At 55.9% G+C, this 23,322-nt stretch carries 20 protein-coding genes; 10 read left to right on the top strand and 10 right to left on the bottom strand.

What is annotated here, in order from left to right; all coding sequences use genetic code 11:
* Nucleotides 1-447: 447 nt before the first annotated feature.
* Complete coding sequence (locus LAQ73_RS15880; protein WP_224270973.1) at nucleotides 448-1,119, top strand: DUF8102 family protein; 672 nt, start codon at nucleotides 448-450, stop codon at nucleotides 1,117-1,119.
* Between the two features lie 71 nt (nucleotides 1,120-1,190).
* On the opposite strand, the gene LAQ73_RS15885 is transcribed toward LAQ73_RS15880, so the two are convergent.
* Both LAQ73_RS15885 and LAQ73_RS15890 read right to left on the bottom strand, forming a co-directional pair.
* A complete protein-coding gene (locus LAQ73_RS15885) occupies nucleotides 1,191-1,577 on the bottom strand; it encodes a Rid family detoxifying hydrolase (protein WP_224270974.1) in 387 nt (128 codons plus the stop codon).
* Nucleotides 1,578-1,649: 72 nt separating this feature from the next.
* Nucleotides 1,650-3,029, bottom strand: coding sequence for an aspartate aminotransferase family protein (locus tag LAQ73_RS15890; protein WP_224270975.1), 1,380 nt, complete (start codon nucleotides 3,027-3,029; stop codon nucleotides 1,650-1,652).
* 107 nt (nucleotides 3,030-3,136) lie between these two features.
* Here LAQ73_RS15890 and LAQ73_RS15895 point away from each other — a divergent pair, with 107 nt between their 5' ends.
* Nucleotides 3,137-4,798, top strand: coding sequence for an aldehyde ferredoxin oxidoreductase family protein (locus LAQ73_RS15895; protein ID WP_224270976.1), 1,662 nt, complete (start codon nucleotides 3,137-3,139; stop codon nucleotides 4,796-4,798).
* 43 nt (nucleotides 4,799-4,841) lie between these two features.
* On the opposite strand, the gene LAQ73_RS15900 is transcribed toward LAQ73_RS15895, so the two are convergent.
* Complete coding sequence (locus LAQ73_RS15900; RefSeq protein ID WP_224270977.1) at nucleotides 4,842-5,636, bottom strand: IclR family transcriptional regulator; 795 nt, start codon at nucleotides 5,634-5,636, stop codon at nucleotides 4,842-4,844.
* 1,246 nt (nucleotides 5,637-6,882) lie between these two features.
* Between LAQ73_RS15900 and LAQ73_RS15905 the strand changes: the two genes are divergently transcribed.
* Together LAQ73_RS15905 and LAQ73_RS15910 are read left to right on the top strand one after the other, a co-directional pair.
* A complete protein-coding gene (locus tag LAQ73_RS15905) occupies nucleotides 6,883-7,155 on the top strand; it encodes a HalOD1 output domain-containing protein (RefSeq protein WP_224270978.1) in 273 nt (90 codons plus the stop codon).
* 336 nt (nucleotides 7,156-7,491) lie between these two features.
* A complete protein-coding gene (locus LAQ73_RS15910) occupies nucleotides 7,492-8,037 on the top strand; it encodes a DUF2238 domain-containing protein (protein WP_224270979.1) in 546 nt (181 codons plus the stop codon).
* A gap of 177 nt (nucleotides 8,038-8,214) precedes the next feature.
* On the opposite strand, the gene LAQ73_RS15915 is transcribed toward LAQ73_RS15910, so the two are convergent.
* Complete coding sequence (locus tag LAQ73_RS15915; protein ID WP_224270980.1) at nucleotides 8,215-9,369, bottom strand: cobalamin-independent methionine synthase II family protein; 1,155 nt, start codon at nucleotides 9,367-9,369, stop codon at nucleotides 8,215-8,217.
* 608 nt (nucleotides 9,370-9,977) lie between these two features.
* Between LAQ73_RS15915 and LAQ73_RS15920 the strand changes: the two genes are divergently transcribed.
* Both LAQ73_RS15920 and LAQ73_RS15925 read left to right on the top strand, forming a co-directional pair.
* Nucleotides 9,978-10,949, top strand: coding sequence for an aldo/keto reductase (locus LAQ73_RS15920; protein ID WP_224270981.1), 972 nt, complete (start codon nucleotides 9,978-9,980; stop codon nucleotides 10,947-10,949).
* A 193-nt stretch (nucleotides 10,950-11,142) separates the two neighbouring features.
* Entirely contained in the window at nucleotides 11,143-12,180 is a 1,038-nt protein-coding gene (locus tag LAQ73_RS15925; RefSeq protein WP_224270982.1) for an LLM class flavin-dependent oxidoreductase, read from the top strand.
* Between the two features lie 739 nt (nucleotides 12,181-12,919).
* Here LAQ73_RS15925 and LAQ73_RS15935 read toward each other — a convergent pair.
* The 3 genes from LAQ73_RS15935 to LAQ73_RS15945 form a co-directional block, all read right to left on the bottom strand.
* Nucleotides 12,920-14,041 carry a C45 family autoproteolytic acyltransferase/hydrolase gene (locus LAQ73_RS15935; protein WP_224270983.1) on the bottom strand — a complete coding sequence of 374 codons (1,122 nt, stop codon included), beginning with the start codon at nucleotides 14,039-14,041 and terminating at the stop codon, nucleotides 12,920-12,922.
* Nucleotides 14,042-14,106: 65 nt separating this feature from the next.
* The gene (locus LAQ73_RS15940; protein WP_224270984.1) at nucleotides 14,107-15,165 is read right to left on the bottom strand and encodes a Gfo/Idh/MocA family protein; all 1,059 of its coding nucleotides are present in this window, start codon (nucleotides 15,163-15,165) and stop codon (nucleotides 14,107-14,109) included.
* Between the two features lies 1 nt (nucleotide 15,166).
* Nucleotides 15,167-16,144: an LLM class flavin-dependent oxidoreductase gene (locus LAQ73_RS15945; RefSeq protein ID WP_224270985.1), complete on the bottom strand. Its 978-nt coding sequence runs from the start codon at nucleotides 16,142-16,144 to the stop codon at nucleotides 15,167-15,169.
* 262 nt (nucleotides 16,145-16,406) lie between these two features.
* Between LAQ73_RS15945 and LAQ73_RS15950 the strand changes: the two genes are divergently transcribed.
* Entirely contained in the window at nucleotides 16,407-17,168 is a 762-nt protein-coding gene (locus tag LAQ73_RS15950; RefSeq protein WP_224270986.1) for an IclR family transcriptional regulator, read from the top strand.
* A gap of 19 nt (nucleotides 17,169-17,187) precedes the next feature.
* On the opposite strand, the gene LAQ73_RS15955 is transcribed toward LAQ73_RS15950, so the two are convergent.
* Together LAQ73_RS15955 and LAQ73_RS15960 are read right to left on the bottom strand one after the other, a co-directional pair.
* On the bottom strand, nucleotides 17,188-18,018 hold the full coding sequence (locus tag LAQ73_RS15955; RefSeq protein WP_224270987.1) for a PIG-L deacetylase family protein: 831 nt from the start codon (nucleotides 18,016-18,018) through the stop codon (nucleotides 17,188-17,190).
* A 329-nt stretch (nucleotides 18,019-18,347) separates the two neighbouring features.
* A complete protein-coding gene (locus tag LAQ73_RS15960; protein WP_224270988.1) occupies nucleotides 18,348-19,082 on the bottom strand; it encodes a fumarylacetoacetate hydrolase family protein in 735 nt (244 codons plus the stop codon).
* 549 nt (nucleotides 19,083-19,631) lie between these two features.
* Between LAQ73_RS15960 and LAQ73_RS15965 the strand changes: the two genes are divergently transcribed.
* Both LAQ73_RS15965 and LAQ73_RS15970 read left to right on the top strand, forming a co-directional pair.
* Nucleotides 19,632-20,774, top strand: a complete 1,143-nt coding sequence (locus LAQ73_RS15965) for an ABC transporter permease (protein WP_317988521.1) — start codon at nucleotides 19,632-19,634, stop codon at nucleotides 20,772-20,774.
* Nucleotides 20,775-20,784: 10 nt separating this feature from the next.
* Nucleotides 20,785-21,807 carry an ABC transporter permease gene (locus LAQ73_RS15970; RefSeq protein ID WP_224270989.1) on the top strand — a complete coding sequence of 341 codons (1,023 nt, stop codon included), beginning with the start codon at nucleotides 20,785-20,787 and terminating at the stop codon, nucleotides 21,805-21,807.
* Between the two features lie 460 nt (nucleotides 21,808-22,267).
* On the opposite strand, the gene LAQ73_RS15975 is transcribed toward LAQ73_RS15970, so the two are convergent.
* On the bottom strand, nucleotides 22,268-22,738 hold the full coding sequence (locus LAQ73_RS15975; RefSeq protein ID WP_224270990.1) for a cupredoxin domain-containing protein: 471 nt from the start codon (nucleotides 22,736-22,738) through the stop codon (nucleotides 22,268-22,270).
* A gap of 149 nt (nucleotides 22,739-22,887) precedes the next feature.
* Here LAQ73_RS15975 and LAQ73_RS15980 point away from each other — a divergent pair, with 149 nt between their 5' ends.
* Nucleotides 22,888-23,196: a hypothetical protein gene (locus LAQ73_RS15980; RefSeq protein ID WP_224270991.1), complete on the top strand. Its 309-nt coding sequence runs from the start codon at nucleotides 22,888-22,890 to the stop codon at nucleotides 23,194-23,196.
* The last annotated feature ends 126 nt before the right edge of the window (nucleotides 23,197-23,322 follow it).

Genomic DNA, 23,322 nt, shown 5'->3' on the forward strand with positions numbered 1-23,322 from the left:
TCCGCTCGAATAGGGCGGTGTCTTGTCGTTTGCCCACTGTGCGCTGTCTCGTTCGCCGCGTGGATTGAATCGTGAATGCATGAGCCTGTCCCCTATCAACGCTCACCGTGTTATGCGGTGTCGCACGTCATGCCAATCAACAATCAAACAGTTAAACATTACGGCTACTGAAACCACTGGATACGGTATCCGTTTATCATCTTCTGATTCTACCGACGGTCGCAGCCGTTACAGACACCGAGCCCGGGCGTCGGCACCGATTGCGGAAACGACGTGTCTCCGTACTCATCACCTGAGTTGGCAAGACACGGTGACGAAGAAGGATATCTTCGCGGTTTGGTATACAGATTCTGTGCTCCGGTTTCTGTCATGAATAACGGAGTTCGAGGGCGCATTAGCCGGCTGTGGGTCGAAATCCTTACTTTCGTCGGTCCACGCAAACTGTGTATGGAGAACGCCCCCGACGAACTAGACGCCCCCGGTGACGCGGAGACGCACGACAGTCTCGCTTACTCGGCGGACCGCGGACGCGGCATCCTCACTCCCAGCGACAGGGAGTACCTCCTCGGACGGAAGACGGACTACACCGAGCACTCGAAGAAACAGAAACGCAACCGCATCCGTCGTCGCCTGCGAAATGCCATCCTCGACTTCACTATTCTCTTCGAACATCTCGAAGATAGAGACCGAGAGACCGTGTTCAACCCCGACGACGACGCCCGCGACGCGTACACGCAGGGCATCACCGACATGCTTGCGTTCCTCCATCTCGGGACGATGGGTTACTACACGCCGTTCAAGGACATGCTCGCACAGGGCGTCAACAAAGCCGAGCAGGAACTCGCCGACTCCGACTACCGGATGGTCACTGTCGACTTCAACGTCGAACCGGTCGGCCGAATCGACGTCGACGCGGTCGTCGACAAACTCGAGTACGGCGAGTTCGACGAACTCACCGACGAAGAACTGCGCGCGTTCACCCGACTGCTCGCCGACTCCGACGAGTTCTCCGCGGCCGACGTTCGCTCGGAGATGAAAGCGCAGATGTCGGAGTTCATCGAGCGGCTTGACAGCGCGACCGAACGCCGCGACCGGCGACTCGAAGAACTGAACGACTAAAAGACGGAGCGGCGCTCGCTGTCAGGCGATTCGGTAGTCGACGCTGGAGCGTCGAGCGTCGCAGAGAGGTCTTAGCCGAGGTACGCGACGGCGTCCATCTCGACGCGGACGTCTCCCGGGAGACGCGAGACTTCGACGCAGACACGCGCCGGCGGGTCGCCGGGGAACATCGCGCCGTAGGCCTCGTTGACGCGGTCGTAGTCGTCGAGGTCGGTGAGGTAGACGGTCACCTTGACCACGTCGCTGAGACCGTCACCACCCGCCTCGTCGACGACGGCAGCGATATTCTCCAGCACTCGTTCGGTCTGTGACTGTACGTCGCCGTCGACTTCTTTGCCCGTCTCGGGGTCGACGGGTCCGTAGCCGGAGACGTAGAGCGTGTCGCCGGCGGTGACGCCCTGCGAGTAGGGGTTGTCGTTGCGCGGTGCGTCGTCCGTGACGATTCGTTGGGTCGGCATCGTTCTGGTGAGTTCTTGGTTGGGTGTGGTAGAAACCCGGCACGGCCGGAATCGGTCGTGGTCGGAGTGGATTCAGACTCGCTGTTTTTCGGTCGTGACGGCTTCGATGGCGTCGACGATGACGTCGAGCGCCGTCTCGGCCAACTCCTCCGTGAGCACGAGCGGCGGCAGGAGTCGAAGCACGTTGCCGTGGCGTCCGGCTTTCCAGATGAGGACGCCGTGCTCAAAGCAGTAGTCCTGGATGGCGTCGGCCGCGTCGTCGTCCGGGCGTCCCTGCTCGTCGACGAGCGCCGCGCCGATGAACAGCCCCTTGCCGCGAACCTCGCCGACGCGGGGGTTGCTCTCCCCGACTTCTTCGAGGCGTGTGCGGATGTAGTCGCCGAGGTCGCGGGCGTGCGCCAGCAGGTCGTGTTCCTGGATGTACTCGATGGCGCGGGTCCCTGCGCGCATTGCGACGACGTGGCCGCGGTACGTTCCGGCGTGGTCGCCCGACCCCCACGTGTCGAGGTCCTCGTGGTACATCGTCGCCGACAACGGAAAGCCCGTGCCGCCGAGCGCTTTCGCCGATGTCATGACGTCGGGGGTCACGTCGTACCACTCGCTGGCCCACCACTGCCCGGAGCGACCGAGGCCGCTCTGTATCTCGTCGAACACCAGCGGCACGTCGTTGTCGTCGGCGATGTCCCGAAGGCCCTTCAGGAACCCCTTCGGGGGAGCGACGACACCGCCCTCGCCTTGAATGGGCTCGACGAAGATGCCCGCCGGGTTCGCAAAGCCGCCGTAGGGGTCGTCGAAGATGGCTTGCACCTCTTCGAGCGCGTGGTCGACGGCCTCCTGTGGGTCCTTGCCCTGCTCGAATGGGTTCGGGTACGGCGCGTGGGTGACGTCGGCGAGAAGCGGCGTGTAGTGTCCTTTGAACCCTTTGTTGCCGGTGAGGCTCATCGCGCCGCTGGTCGCGCCGTGGTACGCGCCGCGGAAGGCGACCAGACCAGTTCCCTCCGTGTTGTACTTGGCGAGTTTTATCGACGCCTCGATGGCGTCGCTGCCGGTCGGCCCGCCGAAGACGACTCGGTTGTTGCCGCTGAGGCTACCGGGGGCGATCTCGTCGAGTTTCTCGATGAGTTCGAGGCGAGCCTCGGTGGGGAAGTCGACGGTGTGAACGAGTTTGTCTGCCTGCTCGTGGACCGCTTCGAGAACGTAGGGATTCGCGTGGCCGACGTTCAACACGCCGATGCCCGCGAACATGTCGATGAAGGTGTTGCCATCGACGTCGCGGACGGTCGCGCCCTTCCCCTCCTCGAAGGCAATGGGGATATCCTCGGGGTACGCCACCGCGCTGCTGTCGATTTCACGCTGTTTCTCCAGCAGTGCCCGGGAGTTCGGTCCCGGAACGGAGTCGACGTTCGGTGCGTCGTCGTAATGCAATTCATCTATGGGTGGCCCTGCGGTCATGTTCGAGACCATGAGGAACAGTCATAAAAATGTTGTCCACGATTCCCATGGAAGACGTACACAATATCCGTAACCACTTTGATGGCGCGCGACCGACCCTCACGGTAATGCTACACACAGCTGGACCGCTTCTGACGGTCGATGTCAGCGCCAGAGAGAGTCGAACCGAATCTATCGCCGACGTCCTCGAATCATACATCGGCGGCCGGGGCGTTGCGACGAAGCTCGCACACGACCGGATTCCGTTCGACGCCGACCCGTTCGGTCCGGAGAACCGCCTGTTCTTCGCCACGGGACCGATGCAGGCGTCGAACATGAGCTTCACCGGGCGGATGAACTGCACCGGCGTCTCGCCGCTCACCGACGGATTGGTCTCGTCGAACGCCGGCGGGTTCATGTCCAGAAACTTCGCCGATACGGGGTACGCCGCGGTCGAACTCGTCGGCGCGAGCGATGAACTGCTCGCCCTCCACGTCACCGACGAGGGCGTCGAGTTCGAGGCGGTGCCGGAACTCGAAGGCGCGACCGTCTCAGAGGTAGGTGCGTACATGGACGAGAAATATGGGCTCGGCGTCGAGAACCTCGCCGTCGCTGGCCCCGCGGGCGAAAATCGTGTTCGATTTGCCTCTATCATGACGAGCGACGAACGCGCGTTCGGCCGCGGCGGACTCGGTGCGGTGATGGGTTCGAAGAACGTGAAGGCGATAAGTTTCGAGGGCGACTCTGCACCCGACATCGAGATCCCGTCGGGGCAGATGGAGATTCACCGCGAGGCAGCGACCGACGACCACATCATGAAACGGCAGGGAACAGTCGCGGTGATGGACCTCGCCAACGAAATCGACGGCCTTCCCTCGTACTACTTCTCCGAGCAGCAGTTCGAGGGTGTCGAGGGTATCAACGGCGACGCCGTCGAGTCGAAGAAGTACAAGAAAGGGACCTGTTCGGCCTGTGCGTTCGCCTGCAAACTTCCGACGAGAGACGAGGAACGTGGCGTCGAGACCGAGGGTCCGGAGTTCGAGGTGGCGATGGCGTTCGGCTCGAACTCGGGGGTCGACGACATCGTCGACGTGATGAAATCCAACAAACTGTGCGACGAACTCGGATTAGACGCCATTTCGGCGGGTAACACTATCGCCGCCTACCTCGCGGCCGAAGACGAGTTCGGCAACCGCGAACTCATCTGGAACCTCGTCGAGAAGATTGCCCACCGTGAGGGCGTGGGCGACGATCTGGCAGAAGGAATCGACCGCGTCCACGACGAACTCGGCGTGGAGAACTGGACGGTCAAGGGCCTCGATTTCGCCGCCCATGAGGGACGCGTCCTTCACGGACAGGGACTCTCGTACGCGGTGGCGAACCGCGGCGCGGACCACATGTATGCCGTCTTCTACTCGCAGGAGTACCCCCTCGTCCCGGAAGACGACGCGATGGATCCGACCGGACTCGACGGTAAGCCCCAGCGCCTCATCGAGAAGGAAAACCAGATGGCGCTCAACGACAGCGGCGTCGTCTGTAAGTTCTCCCGTGACTACATGACGCCGGAACGGTACGAGATGCTGTTCGGCGCTGAGTTCGAGGAGCTGCTCGACGTGGGCAACCGAGTCGTCACGCTCGAACGCCACTTCAACAACCAGCGTGGATTCGACCGCTCTGACGACGCGCTCCCCTACGAGATCCCGGGCTTCGAGACAGCGCTCGACGAGTACTACGAACGCCGCGGATGGACGAACGAAGGTGTGGTGCCGGACGACGCGACGACTGTGTAGTACGACGACGATTCGCCGATCGTTCTGTTCTCTCAGTTCGCGCTCAGACACCCTCCTCGCCCGACGGCGCGCCATACATCTCCGCCACCTCTCGTTCGAACGTCGCTACCGCCTTGTTCAGCAGCTCGACCTGTGCCGCCTTCGTATCACCGTCGATAGCGTAGGATGGACCGGAGAGGTTCAGCGAGCCGTACACTTCCCCGCGGGGAGATTTCACCGCCTTACCGACGGCCCAAAGACCTTCGATACCCTCCCCGTCGCTCTCGGCATACCCCTGCTCGCGGACCTGCTGGAGTTCGTCGAACAGTCCCTCCTCCGTCGAAATCGAGCGTTCCGTCGCCGCAGGAAGTCCCCATCGGTCGACTATCTCCTGGACCCGCTCTCGCGGGTACTCGGCGACGATGGCCTTTCCCGAAGCCGTCGTGTGGATGTGAAAAGGGCTCCCGTCGACGAGAAACTGCGGAAAGTTCGTAAAATCGAGGTCCCCGTACAGCGAGACGATGCGGCCGTTCTCCTCGACGGCGAAGTCCGCCTCTAGCGCCGACTCCTGCGAAAGGTGAGCGATCGCTTCTTCCGCGATGCGCCGGTACTCCTTTCGGGTTCTGACGTAATCGCCGAGGTGACAGAACTTCGCGCCGAGGTGGTACCGATTGTCCTCACTGATAACGTATCCGTGCTCTGCGAGCGTGTTGAGGTGACTGTGGACGGTACTCTTTGCGAGACCCGATACCTCTGCGAGTTCGGCCAGACTTGCGCCCTTCAGCTCGAGGATGTGCTCGACTAACTGAAGGGAGAGCGCGGTCGTCTGGAGCACCCGTCCAGTGTTCCGGTTCGTCATAGCCATCGGTCAGACGGAATCACCAAAACTGTTTGTGACCGGGCTTGCGTCGCTATCTCACGGCCGCATCCGCTGTTTTCCCCGTCCTGCCCCGAGTCAAACGCTCAGTGGGTGAAAGTCAACGGTGGGAGAAACGGAGGTACGAACCACTGTTTTCGAGACGCGAATAGTTATTAGATAGAGTGGGTTAGAATCCGGACGGAAGTGTCCTGTTAGACTGTCCTACCGAGAGTTAAGGGGTACGGAAACCTGCTTGCCGGTCCTGAAAAATCGGTTAACGAATCGGGTTGCGCCGGAACAACGCATCTTGATCGTCGAATTTCGCTGTTCACGAGAAGTGGATATTTTTATGCTACGCGGACTCGGCAATACTCCGTTGACATTACAAAGCTAATACTGTAATAGGAAACGACAATCTGTAACATGCTGCGAGAACGGGTATCCATTCTGACGATTGGTTCATTTTGTAGCAGTAGTCTCGAGAGAGAAAACTAGACCGTACCGTGGACAGAACTTCTGAATCTTTATGCATTGATAAACGTTCACACGACCCGAACGGCGTTGGACTCGGTTCCCCTCTGAAGAGCTCAGTCGCCATTCGTCTCCGTGGGGAATTCGCTGAACCGATTCACTGGACAGAGCTCTCCATCCGTTACCGCCTCGATCGAAAACTAGTGCTGGAACGACTGTACGAGAAAGAGACCACACAGTATTTCATAAAAACGGACGTATAACACACATCCACTGATCTCTTCTGCTCTGTTTTACGCTTCGATATCACGGCGTAGTGACCAAGACTGCTTCCATACTTCTAACCGCCTGTATGCCCTTCAGCGCGACCTCATCTGACTTGGAATTCTATTCCTGAGACACAACAACTGCGGTTCAATTTTCTCGCCTCTGACTCTGGATTTCGTTCCTTATTGGGGATTTGCACCGGTATTATGCGTCCTCAGACTGTGACGGGGCAAACAAACGCTCGAATTGACTTGCGGCATCACCGATAGCGTGTCGGACGCGTCAGTATTGTATATATACAACAATTCTCCGATTCCAAGTTGACGTACTGCCGAGTTCCAGCGACACCAACGATGCCGGTTCAGAATCGTTCGTGATTCGGGCGTTCTGCGCAAGATTCGAGTATATCGACAGAATCTGTCGTTTCCGAGTTTATTGCGATAGATTCCTGAGTCATAATTCCGCCGGATATTTATCCGAATAAACTCTTCATCTAGCCATTGAACCGATGAGCACGATTCAAGACACAAATCTGAATTCGACGACTGTTGCGCCGAGTCAGGCAGTCATGGAGAAAATCGCCGCTCTCGAAGACATCGACTCTACGGAACTCGACCCACTTTCTGAGGTCTTTAATCCTGAAGCCTTGAACGCGCTCGTCGAGACAAATGGACAGAGCGAGGCTCCGCTCAGAGTCGAATTCATCTATTCCGGGTATTACGTCTCCGTCGATAGCGATGGCATAGTCTACGTCGACGAGGCTGTGGATCTAAAGGAGTGACGTAGTGAAGTCGCACTACAAACTTGTCTGTACCGACTGCTCGTTTCGAACGGCGGTTGTCAGTGAATTCACCGAGGTGTCCACGGCGATCGAGGCCCACAGAAAAGAACAGTCTGCCGGCCCGACTGAGCATTTCGTCAACGTCCATCGCGTGAGTACTACTGCAGATGAGGTACTTTCGTAGTGTCGAGACGCCCATCCTGACCTCCGGCCTTCAGGTGCAGAGAAGGTCACTGTCATGATGAAGTACACAATGTGTTACTAGACTTCTATCTCCATGGAGCTCCTTAGCGACTGTAGAGCTTGTTCATGAAACGAGAGGCGCCAACTTCAGCGATGCAAACGAGTGAGCATATCATCAGAGCCGCGACTGTCGTCGTGTTCGTTGAGGGACTCCGGCAGCGAAATCCGAACGCCGTCGTGAACACTGTCTTCATGTTTCTGGGAACGTATCTCCCGAGTGTCGTCGAACGAATATACGACGTCGAATTCCGACCGTGGCAACGGGTATACACGGAGTGTGCGATGCTCGCTCACGCTGTCGGAATGCTCGACCTCTACGATGAGATTTGGTGGTGGGACCATCTCACCCACGTCCTCTCCGCCACCCTTCTCGGCGGATTCGTCCACACTGCATCCCGTCACCGCGGTCGTAATCCCGCCCGAGACGTCCTCGCCTCCATCGTCAGTGGAGGCCTGCTCTGGGAGGCGATGGAGCTCGCCATTCATCGAGTCTCGGAAGCTTTCGGCATCGAACCGATGCTCGTCTACTACGGTCCGCGTGATACGCTCGGAGATCTCGTGTTCAACCTCTTCGGGGCACTTCTCGTCTTCGTGTTCGGTGACCGCCTCCTAGAGAACTTCACCCAGAACGCCGATTAACTCTCCCCGAAGTGGGTGTTCTCCTCTGTGGCTACAGACCTCTACTGACGTGGCTGTGATGCGGGACCCCGAGTTAGCAGCCGGCCAGTACTCGTTGCTGTCGTAGCGATTTGGCTACTGAACGCAGTAGCATCGGCGCACTGGCCCGGAATCCAACTCGTGTCGAACGAGCCCGCGCTAGTAGATGCGCTCGTTTGCGATTTCAGCGCCCTCGACGAGCGCCTCCAATTTCGCCCACGCGATCTCGGGGTCGACCATTCCGAGACCGGCTTGCGTGCCGAAGCCGCAGTCTGGTGCGGCGACCAGTGGCGTCGAATCGTCGACCGCTTCGGCGACCCGCTCTAAGCGGTCCGCGATCGTCTCGGGGTGATCGATGACGTTCGTCTTCACGTCGACGACGCCCGGAATGAGCGTCCACCCATCCGGCAGTGGCTGTTCGGTGAACGCGCGATACTCGTGCTGGTGACGCGGGTTTGCCTGCTCGATACTGAGTCCGGAGATGTCGGCTTCGTAGATCTCCGGAAGCATTTCGACCAGATCTGTGTCGAGGTGGTGTGGTCCCTCGTAACTTCCCCAGCAGGTGTGGAGTCGGACTTGTTCCTCCGGAACGTTCGACAGCGCTTCGTTGAGCGCCTCGACGTGAAGACGCGTGGCTCCCTTGACCTCCTCGAGGGGCTCGTCAGCGAAGGCCGCCGTGTGGCCCACAGTGAGGAGTTCAGGTGCGTCGATTTGGAGAGTGACCCCGGTCTCGGCGACCAGTTCGTACTCCTCGGCCATCGCCTCCGCGACGGCGAAGAGGTACTCCTCGTAGGAATCGTAGTAATCGTTGGCGTGCGTGGCGGTGACGACACTGGGGGATGCCGATGTGATGAACGTCTCTTCGAGACCGACATCGACAGCCGACAACGCATCTTTGAACCCCGTGAGTTCGGATTCGGCCTCCTCGTGGCCGGTGTACTCCACGGGACCGGTGACGACAGGGTGCATCGAGAGGTCGATGACGTCCGTCTTGAACGTCTCCTCGGCGTAGTCGGGGAACTCCTGGAGGTCTGCCCAGAGCTCCTGCTCGCGCTTGCCATCGATGCCGCTGAGTCGATCTGCGACGTACCAGTTGAACGAGACACGGGACTGTTCGCCGTTGTTGATGCTGTCGAGCCCGACCTCCACTTGACGCTCGACGACGTCGCGCGTAGCGTCTGCGACGACTGTGCTCCACTCCTCGAGGTCGACATTTTCGCCATCCTGGCGTTTCTTGAGGAGGTCGAGCAGTTCTGGCGGTCGGGGGAGGCTTCCAATGTGCGTCGTTTGGATTTGGCCGTTGTTCGCTGTCATTGAGTACTTGTGAGAGTAATAGACGCCTCATATAATATAACTCCTGGTATTCAAACTTCGATGCAGATTGCGCACTTCGGGCTTGACCTGAGACGGTTGACTCATCCAAATCTCACTATACACCGTTCCCAGGAGGCGTGCGCCGACCGGAGTGTTTCGTTGCTCTGGTCTACATCAGTAGTCTGGATGACGGAAACGTCGTGATCGGGTGTCGTGACTGCGCGCTCGAAGAATCATCTGCGAGTGTCCGACTAAATCACAGGAAGCCTCGAGGCGATTCCCAGGCCCTTACCTCGCTGTGGAGTGTCTTGGTTTGTGAATCAGGCCGTCCGGAACGCTCGCTGTCGTTCTTCGATTTCGGAGAGGATCATCGAGAGGACGTCTCGCCAGTCTCTTGGGTGTGATGTGTCTTCTCCGGGTGTCGGTGCGTTCGGTCCTGGATGTATGTTGTACGGAGGAACCCCACGACGAAACACGTCCGACTCTCAGCCCACAGGAGCAACCTCTTTGCCACCGGTATCGTCGACCAGAATCAGAAGTGGGATGGTGTTCCGGCAGGACAGACGGCACTGCCATATCTTTTTGCGGCTTCTGTGTATCGAATCGCTATGGAGTACACCACTTTCGGTCAGACCGGAACCACGGTAAGCGAGATCTGTCTCGGCTGCATGAGCTTCGGGACGAACGGGAACGAGTGGACACTCGATAGAGAAGAGAGCCGCGAACTCATCGAGCGAGCCATCGACCTCGGAATCAACTTCTTCGACACCGCGAACGTCTACTCTTACGGCGAGAGCGAGGAGATTCTAGGCGAGGTGCTGTCGGAGTACGACCGCGACGAGTTCGTCGTCGCGACCAAAGTGTACGGGCAGATGGACGAGGACGACCCGAACTCCGGCGGTCTCTCGCGGAAGACCATCGAACAGGAGTTGGAGAGCTCGCTTGACCGGTTGGGTATGGACACGGTGGACCTCTACCAAATTCACCGCTGGGACTATGACACGCCCATTGAGACAACGCTCCGCGCGTTGGACGACGTGGTCCGCCGCGGAAAAGTGCGTCACATCGGCGCATCTTCGATGTGGGCACACCAGTTCGCGGAGGCCCTCCACACGTCCGACGACCTCGGTCTGGAGCGGTTCGTCTCGATGCAGAACCTCTACAACCTCGCATACCGCGAGGAGGAGCGAGAGATGCTCCCGCTCTGTGAGAACGAGGATCTCGCGGTGATGCCGTGGAGTCCGCTGGCGGCCGGATTCCTCGCACGACCACACGAAGCGTTCGACGCAACGACGCGCGGCGAACACGAGTCGTCGCTCGGTCGCGGCTACACGAAGGGTGGCGGGCCCGAGGTAAACCAACGCGTACAGGAACTCGCCGAGGAAAAGGGCGTGAAGATGGCGCAAATAGCGCTCGCATGGCAGTTCCACAAAGAGTGGGTGACGACGCCCATCGTCGGAACATCGAGCATCGAACACCTCGAAGACGCGGTGGAAGCGCTCGACATCTCCCTGTCAGGTTCCGATATCGAGTACCTCGAAGAACCGTACGAGCCGATTCCGGTGTCGGGGCACGAGTAAACTCCAATTCGGTCGCGTAGCATTTCTCAGCTAACAATTACGATTGCAGACACCGAGTACCAGAGGTTATGGAGCTGTCTATCCAGTAGCGACGAATTAGCGGACAATCGCTGTCGATGGGATTCGTGACTCATCTGGCGGCAAAGGCTTGATGAGTCCCAAGTGTTATTCTTCGCAGTCGCTGATGCCAGATATGGAGCTTTCTGTCGTCGATTTATCGCCCGTTCCCCGTGATGGTACTGCGACTGATGCGTATGCGAATACTATTGAGACCGCTCAGCAGGCTGAGCGACTCGGATATTCTCGATTCTGGGTGGCCGAACATCACGGAATGGCAGATACCCTCGCGGGGACGACACCTGAGGTACTGCTTGGGCGTCTTGCTGGCGAGACCGAGTCGATTCGGCTTGGCTCTGGAGCGGTACTGTTGAATCACTATAGCCCGTTCAAGGTCGCCGAACAGTTCGGTGCGTTGGACGCGCTCGCGCCGGGGCGTATCGATGCCGGGCTCGGACGGGCAAACGGGTCACCGGCTGCCGACCAGGCGCTCGGAACCGACCGCTACGTCGAAAATCCCGACGAGGATCACACAGAGAAGATCGAGGCCGTCGTCAATCATCTCTATGAGGAGTATCCCGACGGACACCCTTACAGCAAGCTACAGATTCCGTCCTCGGGTGAAGACCGGCCGGTTCCGTGGGTACTCGGGTCGAGTCCGTCGAGTGCGGCGCTTGCAGGGAAGCTTGGGCTTCGGTACTGCTTTGCGGCGTTTATTCGACCACAGTTCGCCACCCAAGCGTTCGAGGAGTATCGCAGTCAGTTCACGCCGTCACGACTGGCCGGTAGTAGCGATGAACCACAGGGGATGATTGCGGTGAACGCAGTGTGTGCGCCGACCGATGAGGAGGCCGCACGGCTGCGAGCGGTGGCCGAGGCGTCGTTCCAGCGACTCCAACGTGGGGTCGTTGGCACGAGACCGTCGGTCGAAGAGGCCATCGACGAATTGGGTGGTGTTCCTGAGCCGACGCCCGCTACGCTGGATGCTGGGGAGTGGCCGCGAGCGATTTCTGGGAGCCCGGAAACCCTCGCGGGGCTTCTAGAGCAGCTATCGGACCGTGTCGGTGTCGACGAAGTGATGATTCAGCATGTCGTCGACGAACACGAAACCGGGCTTCGATCACACGAGCTCTTAGCTGAGGGCATCGGACTGAAACCCCGCATTCAAGCTTAGTCCCTACGAGTGGCACTCTCGGCGATGCTTCGGAGCGTTCAGTACGGATTTTATTACGCAGTGATACTGTCACCTCTCGACGGTCCTCTTCGTTGGTCAGGTGTTCGTAGTACTGTTGGGTGTGGTCACCGGTCAACTGTTGGCACCTGAACCCACTGAGGTTGACCAAAACCTTTACCACTTCCATTCCGGAAACGGTTCGCCGCCTTATCGATTACACCTACCATCATTCGCTGCAAACATCACTCTCGTCAGAAGACAACGTCATCTACTGGCACAGCCTGACACTGTCTTTTCGAAGCTGAGTAGACTGCTGCAATTTAGACGGGTCGAGACACCGAAACCAATTCGTTATCTGCTGTGGAGAAACAACTCGTATAGGATTTCTACATTAAAACATAACACCAGAGTTTAGAAACACATCAAATACTTTGATTTTCAAGCTCGATTTCTTCGGTCGATCCTCTCTATCCAGATTACAATCAAAGAACCGAAACCAATGTTAACATGTCTTGCGCCAATTCGCTCGAGATTGTAATCTATGTGGAGGAAACGAATCGGTGTCAGTTTGTTGAGGTAGAGTTGTCCGATCCGAATTCTTCGTCGGACGTGAGTTCATATACTGTGCCAATAAGCCAAAACTACACTATTTCGAAAAGATCGAAAACAAAAATATGTTGAACTCAATAGGAGTTGAAATCTTAGTTCGAACCGGAAACAAGATTCGGCCAGCGAGTGGCTACTCAGCCACGCGGTACTCGTGGTACTCGGATTCACAGGGCGGACCATCGGCAACCCGCATGCGTCGTTCGGTAAGATCGATAACGACGCTCGCGTTTGTGCGGAACCATCGGTGCTTTGGCAGGCTCTCGTCGGGATGTTTGCAGATACTCGCCGGATGACCGAAGTGATCTCGCAGCGCACCGACCATCTTCGCCTCATCTAAGACGTCGTGTCCCGAGAGGAGTCGCTTCAGTCGAGGTGCGCGACATAGCGTATGAGGATTCAACCGTTCGAGCATACTCTCTACGTCGTCTTGGGCCTCGAAGTGGTTGGCGTGGACGAGTAGGTGGTCAGTCGGATAGTGATAGTTGACGCTTCTAGGAGCAACTTCCACATCGAGCATTTCGCCAACGCTGTGGCCAATCATAAAGTTCGCCGAGCAGGTCCAGTCTTCGGTGATGAGCGGCCGAAGTGCCACATCGAGGCGGTCTGCCGAAAGGACTTTCCGACAGCGAACGTGAAACGGTGTCCGGTATGGATCGTCACCGTCGCGTGAACTCGCAAGGCCGTTTATAACCATCCCTATGCCCGCTTCGTTGACGCCGATTTTCCCGCCGACGATTCCTGCTTCTGAGAGTGCGATATGGTTTGGTCCGCCATCACGGCGAACGTCCATCATGAACAGCTCAAGCCCTGGGATGAAGTCCCAGTTCTGCCCTAAGTACGAGTGGTCGTTGTCAGTCCGCTCTGACTGAATGCCGAAACTCGTACAGCCGTCAGTGCCTGTCACATCCGGATCGTTGCTCTCCGAACCCGTGTTTTTCGAGGTATTCTTCGCTTGTCGAGCTGCAGCAGCGTATCGTATCTCATAGCGAGCGTTCAGAAGCACAATGTCTTCGAGCGGGAGTCCGCTTCCGTCCGCAATGGCTCGCATTTCGGTGGCATAGGCTTCATCACAAGATTCGATAAGCGATAGATAGCGGTCAGTTCGCTCGCGCAGAGCGGTCTCGTCGAGCCCCAACTTCGAGAATCGGTCGACATATGTCTCGACGTTAGCTTGAATCTCGTTGCGTAGTTCCTCTCCGTGCGTGATACCTCGGTCATGCGGGCCCCCGGAGAGTTCGAGTCGTCGTAGCATGATACGTTCTCTCGCGCGCGAGTATTTGGCTGTTCGGGCTATCTCAAACAGAGATTGAGCTCCGGTCACCTCACCGTGACCCACTCGCCGGATTCGGCTGACTCATACACCGCATCCAGCACCCGAAGTACGACCATCGCATCCTGCAGTGAGGCAGGGACTTCAACATCTCTGGAGGTACGAGCAGTGAGGAACTGCTGCATGAATTCGAGCCCGAATCCACCACCATATCCTGGTATTGGATTGTAGTCATACGTGATGAACCGTCGAGGTGCGGTTCGATATGACGATTTACTCGATTCGAGCTCGAGCGTCGTCTTGTCGTCGAAGCCGAAGAAATCCCCAATGGGATCCCATGCTGCGGTGCCGTCCATCCCATCGATTTTAATCGACGTATCGTACCGGTCCGAGCGAAGGTAGTATCCACACTGGAGCGTACCGAGTGCACCAGAGGCTAACTCGAATTGTACGATGGCACCGTCTTCGACCTCCGTCTCCGGATGCGTCGTCGTAGTCTTGGCGCTGACAGCGACTATTGGGTCATCAAGGAGCCATGGAAGGAGGTCTATCCAGTGAATGCCGAGCCACTGAACGATGCCACCGCCGCTTGCGTGACGGTCGAACAGATAGTGATCGACGTCACGATACTGGAGACTGGAGGCAACGAAACGAGCATCGACGGACCGCAGCGTACCAAAGAAGCCGTCATCGTTTCGTTTCTGTAATTCCTGTGAGACTGGATGGCTTCGCCACGGGTAGGAGACGGCCACCGTCGACTCGGATGCGTCGACGGTTTTGATGAGTGGCTCTAACTCTGATGTCGTCCGTGCAACCGGTTTCTCGGTATAAACGTCGACCCCGTGTTGAACCGCGGTTTCGACGACACGAGGTGTGTCTCGATTCGAGAGTGATACCCAGAGCACATCGGGTCGCTCATTTTCGAGTAGTTGTGTGACAGTATCGTAACTCGGCACGTGAGCTACTGCCTCAACCGACGTGACGTCAAATGTCTCATCAGGTTCACAGACACAAGTGACGTCGACCGGGAGTTCAGCGAGGCTCTGAAGGTATGGTTCGGCGTGGTGGTGGTTTAGTCCGACGTATCCAACAGTTGGGGCTGTCATCTCAGTCGAACTCCGGGATGACCTCCTCACCAAAGCGTTCCAGACAGTGGAGTGCCGACTCCTGTGGCTGCCCTGGGAACTGACATCGGATGAGGACGTGGTCTACCCCCAGTTCCTCGTATTCACGGAGTTGCTCGACACACTGCTCTGGGGTTCCGATAACGAACTTCTCGTCAAGTTCCTCGTAGTCGATTTCGATCTCGTGTTCGTCAAGGTAGGTCTGTCCCCATCGCGCGTAGAGTTGATAGAGGTTCAGGAGGTATGGCTCGATGCTTTCGCGTGCTTCCTCAACGGAATCGGCGACGAAGCAGTCACGCATCAAGATGACGTCGTTTTCCTCGCGGCTCATGTCGAACTCATCAAGTGCGTCCTCGTAGACGTCGATTTGTGCCTCAAGATCTTCCGTGGTTGACGAGGCGCTTGCAATCCAGGCGTCTCCACGATAGGCGGCGCGTTTGATCGCAATATCAGCGTGACCACCGATCCAGATTGGGAGATTGTCCGGACGAGGACTGATGAAGATATCCTCGAATGTCCAGAAATCACCGTCATGAGTGATCTCGTCTTCGGTCCAGAGCCGCTTAAGGAGGGTGAGCGACTCGATGAACATCTTCACACGATCATCCATGTCGACCCCAAACGGCGTGAGTTCACGTTCCCGATAGCCCAGTGCTGCCCCGAAGGACATCCTCCCGCCGGAGATCTGGTCTATCATCGCTACTTGTTCGGACAGATGGAGAGGGTTGTATAGCGCAGGAAGCATCGCAGCCGTCCCAAGTTCGAGAGTCTCGGTTTCGGCGGCAATCGCAGCAAGCATCGTCAGCGGCTCGACGAACCCTTCTTCGTGCACGTGGCGTTCGCCGACCGTCGCCGAATCGAAGCCGACTGATTCCATCAGCTTGACCTGTTCGAGCAGGTCGGTTGCAGCGAACGACCCCTCTTCCTCGTAGTACTGATTGAGGAAAACACCGAATTTCATGTCTGTTCCTTTGTTGATTTTGCCCGCGGAACTTCCGTCTGCATGGTAATACTACTCGACACAGACTTGTGTGTCGTGAACACACGTCATATAGTTTCCGCCATCGCTGTTCTGTGCTCGTGTTTAGCGGTAGTATGTCGACGAAGACACCGCTTGCGTTCTCCGAACTCGTCTCAGGGGTCATCTGAAAGTAGATATCCCGGCCTGTTGTTGTTTGGCATTCCCAAACACTTATGATAGAGAGACTCAATCACTCCGGTAAATGCCACAAAGTGCCCGCAACCCGGTCAAGGCGGTTCAAACAGCCTTGCAGATTGTCGACTTTCTACAGGAAGAGTCACCTGTGGGTGTCACAGAGATTTCCAACGCAGTTGGCGTGACGAAAGGCACTGTCCACTGTCACCTCGCAACCCTTCGACAGCAAGGCTACGTCGTAAAAGAGAAAGAGAAGTACAAACTCGGACTTCGGTTCGTCGACGTGGGCCAACGTGTCCGCGACCAAAATCCAATCTACCACCTCGCAAAAGACGAGGTCAATAATCTGGCAGACTCGACCGGAGAGGTTGCGCTGTTTACCGTCGAAGAAGAATACAAAGGAATCTGTCTACACACAGCCCGTGGTGAACAAGCAGTTCGAACTGAACTCCGCGTTGGTCACCGCAATGACCTCTACCACACAGCCGTAGGCAAAGCAATACTGGCTCACAAACCAGTTGACGAGGTTGACGAATTCCTTGACACAGTCGACTTCGAACAGATCACAGACCGCACTATCACGGACAAGGAACGTTTGCTTGATGAGCTACAGGAGGTTCGTCAAAATGGGTTAGCGTACAACCATGGTGAGACCATTCCTGGATTGGTCGGGGTCGGTGCTCCGATCCGAAGCCAAAGTGGCGACGTCTACGGCGCAATCAGCGTTATCGGGCCAACGAGTCGAATGGACGACGAACACATCGAAACTGTCGCATCTGAACTTCGACACGCGGTCAACGTTATCGAAATCAACGCTACGTCGCTGTAGACCGTTTCTGAGTTGCGGTCTACTCGAAGGGAAACAGTTCGTCAATATTCTCGTCAGTTAGTGGTCGCCCATACTCACATCCTTCAAACGCCTCAGCATAGACGACACTCTCACCTTGACTCTCACCGTATTTCTCAATGAGTGCATCCCGATATTGGTCGGCGACACGCTTGAGCCGTGCAACAGTCGGGAGTTCGCCACCTCGAAGCCACTCACGACGTGACTCCGTATCGTTCGGCACTTCCTCAAGCATATCTGCGGTATAGGGAAGCCACTCGTACATCTGTGACTCATGACAATCGAGCATCTCGAATTGCTGGTCGGCAACGTCGTCTATGGAGAGTACTATATCGGGCGAAAACGGCACTGGCTTCTCGAACTCATCGTGCAAATAGACGATAACCGGATCAGAGTCAAGCTCGGAGGTGTTTGGACAGATGTTTGGAACAGTGACCATGTACGCTGCATCCTGAACGAGACGTGAAGTGTAGCGGTGGTCAGGATGGTAATCGTTGGGACGGTGAGTAAAGACGATATCAGGGTCATACGTCCGGATGAGACGGATGATTTCCTCTCGATTGGCCAATGTCGGTTGCAGTTTTCCATCCGGATTATCGAAAATACGGTACTCAATCCCGGCGACAGCTGCAGCAGCCTCTGCTTCTGCCTTCCGACGACGAGCCAACGTTGCACCGCCTTGTTTGTGGTGACCGCCAGTACCGTCCGTCATAGATACAAACAGTACCTCATCTCCACGAGCGGCGTATTTGCAGGCAACACCGCCAGCGCGAAGATCACAGTCGTCAGGATGAGCGCCGATAACAAGTACGCGAAGGGGTGAATCTGCCATGATAGTATGTCTCTTCGTCATCTATTTCGATAATAAGTGTTGTCGTCAGTTGAGCTGGACGAGTTCGTATTCGCACGCTCACCGAGCGAACGACTCACGCTGACGGGAGTCCAGTTAACTATCCCTTCGTCGAAACAGGCTGCTGCATTTTTGATATCTTGTAATTTCACCGCTGCCATGGTAGTCTCTCGCGATGTCGATTCTGCCGAAAGTATATGGTTCTATGGGTGACCGTCAGCCATTCTGGTCAGATGTGGGATAATTGAGGAGAGAAACCGCTTTCGAGCATATCTGAAGAAGCGGGGGCCCAGTGAAGCAGGCTGACTGAGCTATCTTGTCGTCACGTGATTTCGCAATGTCCCAACCCCCTCAAATTCGACTTCCACAACGTCACCTTCAGCTAACGAATCGGGGCCGTATGGTGTACCAGTGGCGATAACGTCTCCCGGTTCAAGCGTAATGAGCTCAGAGATGTTTGCGACGAGCTCTTCAACCGAGAAGATCATCGATTTGAGCGAGGTTTCTTGTTTTACCTTGCCGTTATGACGGAGTGTGAGCGTTGCATCCCCGGGGATTTCGTCTGGTGAAGCGAGGACGGGACCTATTGGAAGCGATCCATCGAAAGCCTTCCCACGAACCCAATTTCGCTCTTGATTCTGGTCATCGCGGTTCGAGACGTCGTTGACGCAAGTGTATCCCGCAACGTACTGTATTGCATCTTCTTCGGTGACCGCGCGGCATTGTTCGCCGATGACCACCGCAAATTCCCCCTCGAAGTCAACGGTTTCTCGCCCGGGGGGAAGCTCAATGGCGTCACCGTGTCCAGATACACAGTTCGGGCCTTTGAGGAACAACTCCGGGCGTTCTGGTCGGTCCTCGAATCCGGATTCCTCGCGGTGGTCCATGTAGCCGCCGGCTTGACAGATAATTTTCGTCGGCTCACACGGTGGGAGGTAATCAATGGATTCCGGGTCGTATGACTTTGAACCAGCAATAATCGTGTTCTCAATCAATTCGCCGGTTCGGGCGATACCCATCTCATCACGAAAGCGGACTGTTCGCATACCACATCACTTGTTGCTGATTCCGTATAATGCTTTTTCGGTCCTCTGGCTTGCGGGGGTCCGCCCAGATTCTTCACAATCTTTTGCCCAGGTGTTTTCTCATTCGAAACAACCCTAATGAAGGTAATCGACAGACTGCGTGGGGGAGGGGCACTGAGGGGAGGTCGGCTTCAGGAGTACTGTGCAGTAGAACGGCACCTCAGACGGCTACCTGTGCACTGAGAATCCGATTTTACTCGTCGAAGTATTACAGATCTAGTGGTGTAATGGCCAATAACCATGCCATGCCATGCATGAGCATACCCAGATTTGTTTGGAAAGACAAAACACACTCGATTTCTCCGGTAGAACCGTTCAGGAATCTCGAAACGAGTGTGCACAACGGATACGACGCTTCATTCATTTATTCTCGTGAATCTGTCACTCATTTAGATACGGTCACCTAGCGGTGCTTGGAACAAATTCCCTTCTTGTAAGCTTTCTTCTCCTCGTTGGTTTCGTTCAACGACGATTTTTGGAGTTACTAAACACGGTTTTGCCATCGTGTCTATGATTGAGACTGAAGCTCGACCTCAGTTTGCTCTCTCGACTTACGACTCGAATTCTGGGATGGGATGCTATACCGCCACAAGATATAAGACGGAGTTCGGAAAATGGCTGGTTGGAATGAATTACTACGTGAAGCGCTTCGGGCAAGCCGCCCTGACATTATTCGCGGTAATCACGATTACATTCGTGCTCTACCGGATGATGCCTGGAAACCCAATCCAGCAGATGCAGGCTCAATTAATGAGCGGCGGCAATCTCGGATTCGGTGGCTCCGAGCGAAGTCCCGAACAGGTCGACCGCTTAGTACGGATATACACGGGTATTGAACCAAACCAACCAATACACATCGCATACTTCGAGTACCTCCGAGACATTATCCTCTACCAGGACTTTGGTGAGTCGATCTGGCACGACCAGCCCGTCTTTTATCTCTTGTTCCGTGCGATGCCCTGGTCTGTGTTCGTGAGCGTCTATGGCCTCATCACCGGCATCAGCATGACCATCATCTTCGGCTCTCTGATGGCATACTACGAGGGAAGCCGGTTCGACAAAGTAATGACCGGCATCATCATCGTCATTCAGTCGGTTCCGTACTACGTTGGTGCAATTTTGATGCTGTCGTTTCTGGCGTTTCAATTCGGGTGGTTCCCGACTGGTGGCCACTACGACTCGAGTCTCACTCCCGGATTGAATATACCCTTCATGACGAGTGTAGCTCACCATGCGACACTACCTATCTTGACGGGATTCATCCTTGGATTTGGTGGAAGTGCACTCGGCCTCCGCGGAAATGCCATTCGTATTATCGGAGAGGACTTCGTCCGGGTCGCACGCCTCCGTGGGATTAGCAGCAATCGAATTGCCACGTACTACGTCGGCCGAAACGCCATTCTTCCACTCTACACGGGTATCATGATGAGCATCGCATCGTTGTTCGGCAGCAGCATCATCATGGAGACGATATTCACGTACCCAGGTGTGGGGTGGTATACGTACGACGCGCTGATGAACCGCGATTACCCGTTACTGATGGGCGCGTTCATCTTCTTCACCGTCATCACTGTTATCGGTATTCTCTTAGCCGATCTCACATACGGATTGGTCGATCCACGTGCGTCCGAAAAGGGGAAAGAAAGCTACTGAGTGACCTATCATGAGTGAATTCAATTCCGAAGAAAATAGACCGGCAGAGGCGTCGGTGTTCGAACGAGTAAGTGAGGCCCATTCCGAGCCGCTTAGTCGGCAGGAGCGGCTTGAGCGGTGGTACTATGATACAGTTGTAGTCACCGCAAAAATCATCTGGGAGGACATCCGCGCACGGATCGGCATCAGTATCCTCCTGTTCATCATTTTGATGGGTGTCGTCGGTCCGTTCATTGTTGAACGGCCACAGATAGGTGATTACCCCAAGTTCATTGGGCCATTCCAGAGTACCAAATTCATCCTCGGAACCGACGGTCTCGGGATGCCTATCGGCGCACAAATCGTTCACGCTACCCCCGCAATGCTCAAAATGGCGTTTGCAGGAGCAGTCGTCGCAATGAGTATCGGGATCGTCATTGGAACCACTGCCGGTTACAAAGGTGGTCGAGTCGACGACGTTCTCATGACGCTGACCGACATCGTCCTCACGATGCCGGGACTCCCACTAATCGTCGTTCTCGCGGCGATTTACCAACCTGAAAATCCCTACGTCGTTGGGTTTATCCTTGCGATAGACAACTGGCCAGGTCTCGCCCGACGTCTTCGGTCGCAAGTGCTGACCATCAGAGAGGAATCCTACGTTGAGGCCTCGCGTGCCATGGGATTCGGCTCTCCAGAGATACTCCGCCGAGATATTATCCCCCAACTGATGCCGTACATCACAATCAATTCCGCAGGGGCTGCTCGGTCGATTATTTACGAGTCTGTGGGTCTCTACTTCCTGGGGATCCTTCCGTTTACAACCCTCAACTGGGGTGTGATGATGAATATGGCGTACTCAAACGGGGCAGTGTCTAATCCGATGCTTTCTGGGCACTGGCTCTGGTTCCCGATGCTCGTGCTACTGTTGCTCTCTCTGGGGCTTATCCTATTCTCACAGGGAATGGATCGAATCTTCAATCCGCGACTTCGAGCGCGGCACCAGCGCTCAGGTGACGATGGCGACTCCACGAACCCAGCGGTAGTCGAGTAGCCAAACGCCTCTTTTCGAACATTAGCAGGCGGCAGAAACTACTTATTCACTGCGTGGATGAGTACGCTCGAACGATGACCGTCTATATCAAATGTACGTCCCAGTTGACTACAGCTATCTCGTGGGAGGCATTCGGCGAATGAGTAACGAATCTGGAAAGCGGTTTCTGGACATCGTCTGCGAGTTCGCTGGAATGATTCGAGCGCTCTTCGCGCTTTGTTTGCTCTTTTTGCTTGTAACGATTGCCTCACTCTTTGTTCTCAGCCCCGGAACAGCGTCGTATGTCGTCGCACAGCTCAATCTTGCAGGACTTATCGTGTTTACGACTGTCTTCGGGTTATTGGCTCGTCGGTGTGGACAACTCGAAGAAGAATGGCGCCGATGAGGATTCCGAGTAGAGAGACGGTACTCAACGAATTCTAGGTGCGTTCAAAAACGACTCCGCCGGCGTTTCTCGTAGTTACTCGTTTAAGCAGGGGTTATTCCAGCCAGTATCGACGTTCCCGACGAATACTACCCCGCACATCTGGAACGTCCCCAAAGCAGTGCTGTAGTATTGGTAGATTCCCGCTTGGTCAAACGTGTGGGTAGCCGACCCCCCAGCTTCGAGTTGTTGATCAATGCTCCAGTCTGCAGCATCGGATGAGTACGCGTAGCTGGTAACACTGTGTTCGACATCGCTCTCATTTGTCCACGTAACTGAGCCACCGACGTTGAGTATCACTCGACTTGGTCCGAACGAGTCTTCTCCAACACTGATTGTCTCCTCGTCTACCCCGTCAGGGTTGTTGTCAACGTCGGTACTATCTTGAGTTGAAGATCCACTGGACGCTTCGGCTGTTTGTACTTCATCGAGACTTCGTCCAACGCAGCCTGACACCGCCGCCACGGTGAGTGCACTACCAGCGCAGAGGAAGCTTCTCCGATTCATACCCAATCCGCACGCAGATGCACAATAAAGCTTCGGGTGATAGAAAGGAGAATCGTCTTTTCAACTCACACAGTCGATGATGGCCACAGTCGATTGTGTGGGTACCTCACACAAACTTTTATTAGGGAAGCCACTTGTCTGCAGACAGTATGGCAGAAGAGGCTCACAGACCTAAGCGATACGGATCGACCGAAAGAAGCCTTTCAGAGCGGATTGTATTAGCGCTCAAGTCCTCAGTGTTGCTTAATGTCGGACTCTTGGGCGTCGGACTCCTGCTGGTCGCAGCAATTCTCGACACTGCTTTTGTAGAAGCAATATTGGGTTCGGACTACGGTGTTGTCGCGGGGATGTTGGGAATTTTCGGGTTGACAGCCCTCTTTGCTAGTATTTTGGCCTATGCGCTCTTGTGGGCGAACGCTCACCTCGAAGAACGGGCCGCATACAGAGTTGAAGAGTGAATCACCAAATCCTCCTTGCTTCGCCTGTTCGTTGAGAAGGGGCCTCGTCACACAATCTAAGTAGTGAATCTATCTCGAAGGTACAACCTGTTTAGGAAAAGATGAATATCAAACAATAATTTATTT

Origin of the sequence: Haloprofundus salinisoli, from assembly GCF_020097815.1 — an archaeon.
Taxonomy (GTDB): Archaea; Halobacteriota; Halobacteria; order Halobacteriales; family Haloferacaceae; genus Haloprofundus; species Haloprofundus salinisoli.

What these genes read in the sequence shown, in the direction of transcription:
- LAQ73_RS15880 (WP_224270973.1), top strand. Translation starts at nt 448, where the DNA reads ATGGAGAACGCCCCCGACGAACTAGACGCCCCCGGTGACGCGGAGACG.
- LAQ73_RS15885 (WP_224270974.1), bottom strand. Translation starts at nt 1,577, where the DNA reads ATGCCGACCCAACGAATCGTCACGGACGACGCACCGCGCAACGACAAC.
- LAQ73_RS15890 (WP_224270975.1), bottom strand. Translation starts at nt 3,029, where the DNA reads ATGACCGCAGGGCCACCCATAGATGAATTGCATTACGACGACGCACCG.
- LAQ73_RS15895 (WP_224270976.1), top strand. Translation starts at nt 3,137, where the DNA reads ATGCTACACACAGCTGGACCGCTTCTGACGGTCGATGTCAGCGCCAGA.
- LAQ73_RS15900 (WP_224270977.1), bottom strand. Translation starts at nt 5,636, where the DNA reads ATGACGAACCGGAACACTGGACGGGTGCTCCAGACGACCGCGCTCTCC.
- LAQ73_RS15905 (WP_224270978.1), top strand. Translation starts at nt 6,883, where the DNA reads ATGAGCACGATTCAAGACACAAATCTGAATTCGACGACTGTTGCGCCG.
- LAQ73_RS15910 (WP_224270979.1), top strand. Translation starts at nt 7,492, where the DNA reads ATGCAAACGAGTGAGCATATCATCAGAGCCGCGACTGTCGTCGTGTTC.
- LAQ73_RS15915 (WP_224270980.1), bottom strand. Translation starts at nt 9,369, where the DNA reads ATGACAGCGAACAACGGCCAAATCCAAACGACGCACATTGGAAGCCTC.
- LAQ73_RS15920 (WP_224270981.1), top strand. Translation starts at nt 9,978, where the DNA reads ATGGAGTACACCACTTTCGGTCAGACCGGAACCACGGTAAGCGAGATC.
- LAQ73_RS15925 (WP_224270982.1), top strand. Translation starts at nt 11,143, where the DNA reads ATGGAGCTTTCTGTCGTCGATTTATCGCCCGTTCCCCGTGATGGTACT.
- LAQ73_RS15935 (WP_224270983.1), bottom strand. Translation starts at nt 14,041, where the DNA reads ATGCTACGACGACTCGAACTCTCCGGGGGCCCGCATGACCGAGGTATC.
- LAQ73_RS15940 (WP_224270984.1), bottom strand. Translation starts at nt 15,165, where the DNA reads ATGACAGCCCCAACTGTTGGATACGTCGGACTAAACCACCACCACGCC.
- LAQ73_RS15945 (WP_224270985.1), bottom strand. Translation starts at nt 16,144, where the DNA reads ATGAAATTCGGTGTTTTCCTCAATCAGTACTACGAGGAAGAGGGGTCG.
- LAQ73_RS15950 (WP_224270986.1), top strand. Translation starts at nt 16,407, where the DNA reads ATGCCACAAAGTGCCCGCAACCCGGTCAAGGCGGTTCAAACAGCCTTG.
- LAQ73_RS15955 (WP_224270987.1), bottom strand. Translation starts at nt 18,018, where the DNA reads ATGGCAGATTCACCCCTTCGCGTACTTGTTATCGGCGCTCATCCTGAC.
- LAQ73_RS15960 (WP_224270988.1), bottom strand. Translation starts at nt 19,082, where the DNA reads ATGCGAACAGTCCGCTTTCGTGATGAGATGGGTATCGCCCGAACCGGC.
- LAQ73_RS15965 (WP_317988521.1), top strand. Translation starts at nt 19,632, where the DNA reads ATGATTGAGACTGAAGCTCGACCTCAGTTTGCTCTCTCGACTTACGAC.
- LAQ73_RS15970 (WP_224270989.1), top strand. Translation starts at nt 20,785, where the DNA reads ATGAGTGAATTCAATTCCGAAGAAAATAGACCGGCAGAGGCGTCGGTG.
- LAQ73_RS15975 (WP_224270990.1), bottom strand. Translation starts at nt 22,738, where the DNA reads ATGAATCGGAGAAGCTTCCTCTGCGCTGGTAGTGCACTCACCGTGGCG.
- LAQ73_RS15980 (WP_224270991.1), top strand. Translation starts at nt 22,888, where the DNA reads ATGGCAGAAGAGGCTCACAGACCTAAGCGATACGGATCGACCGAAAGA.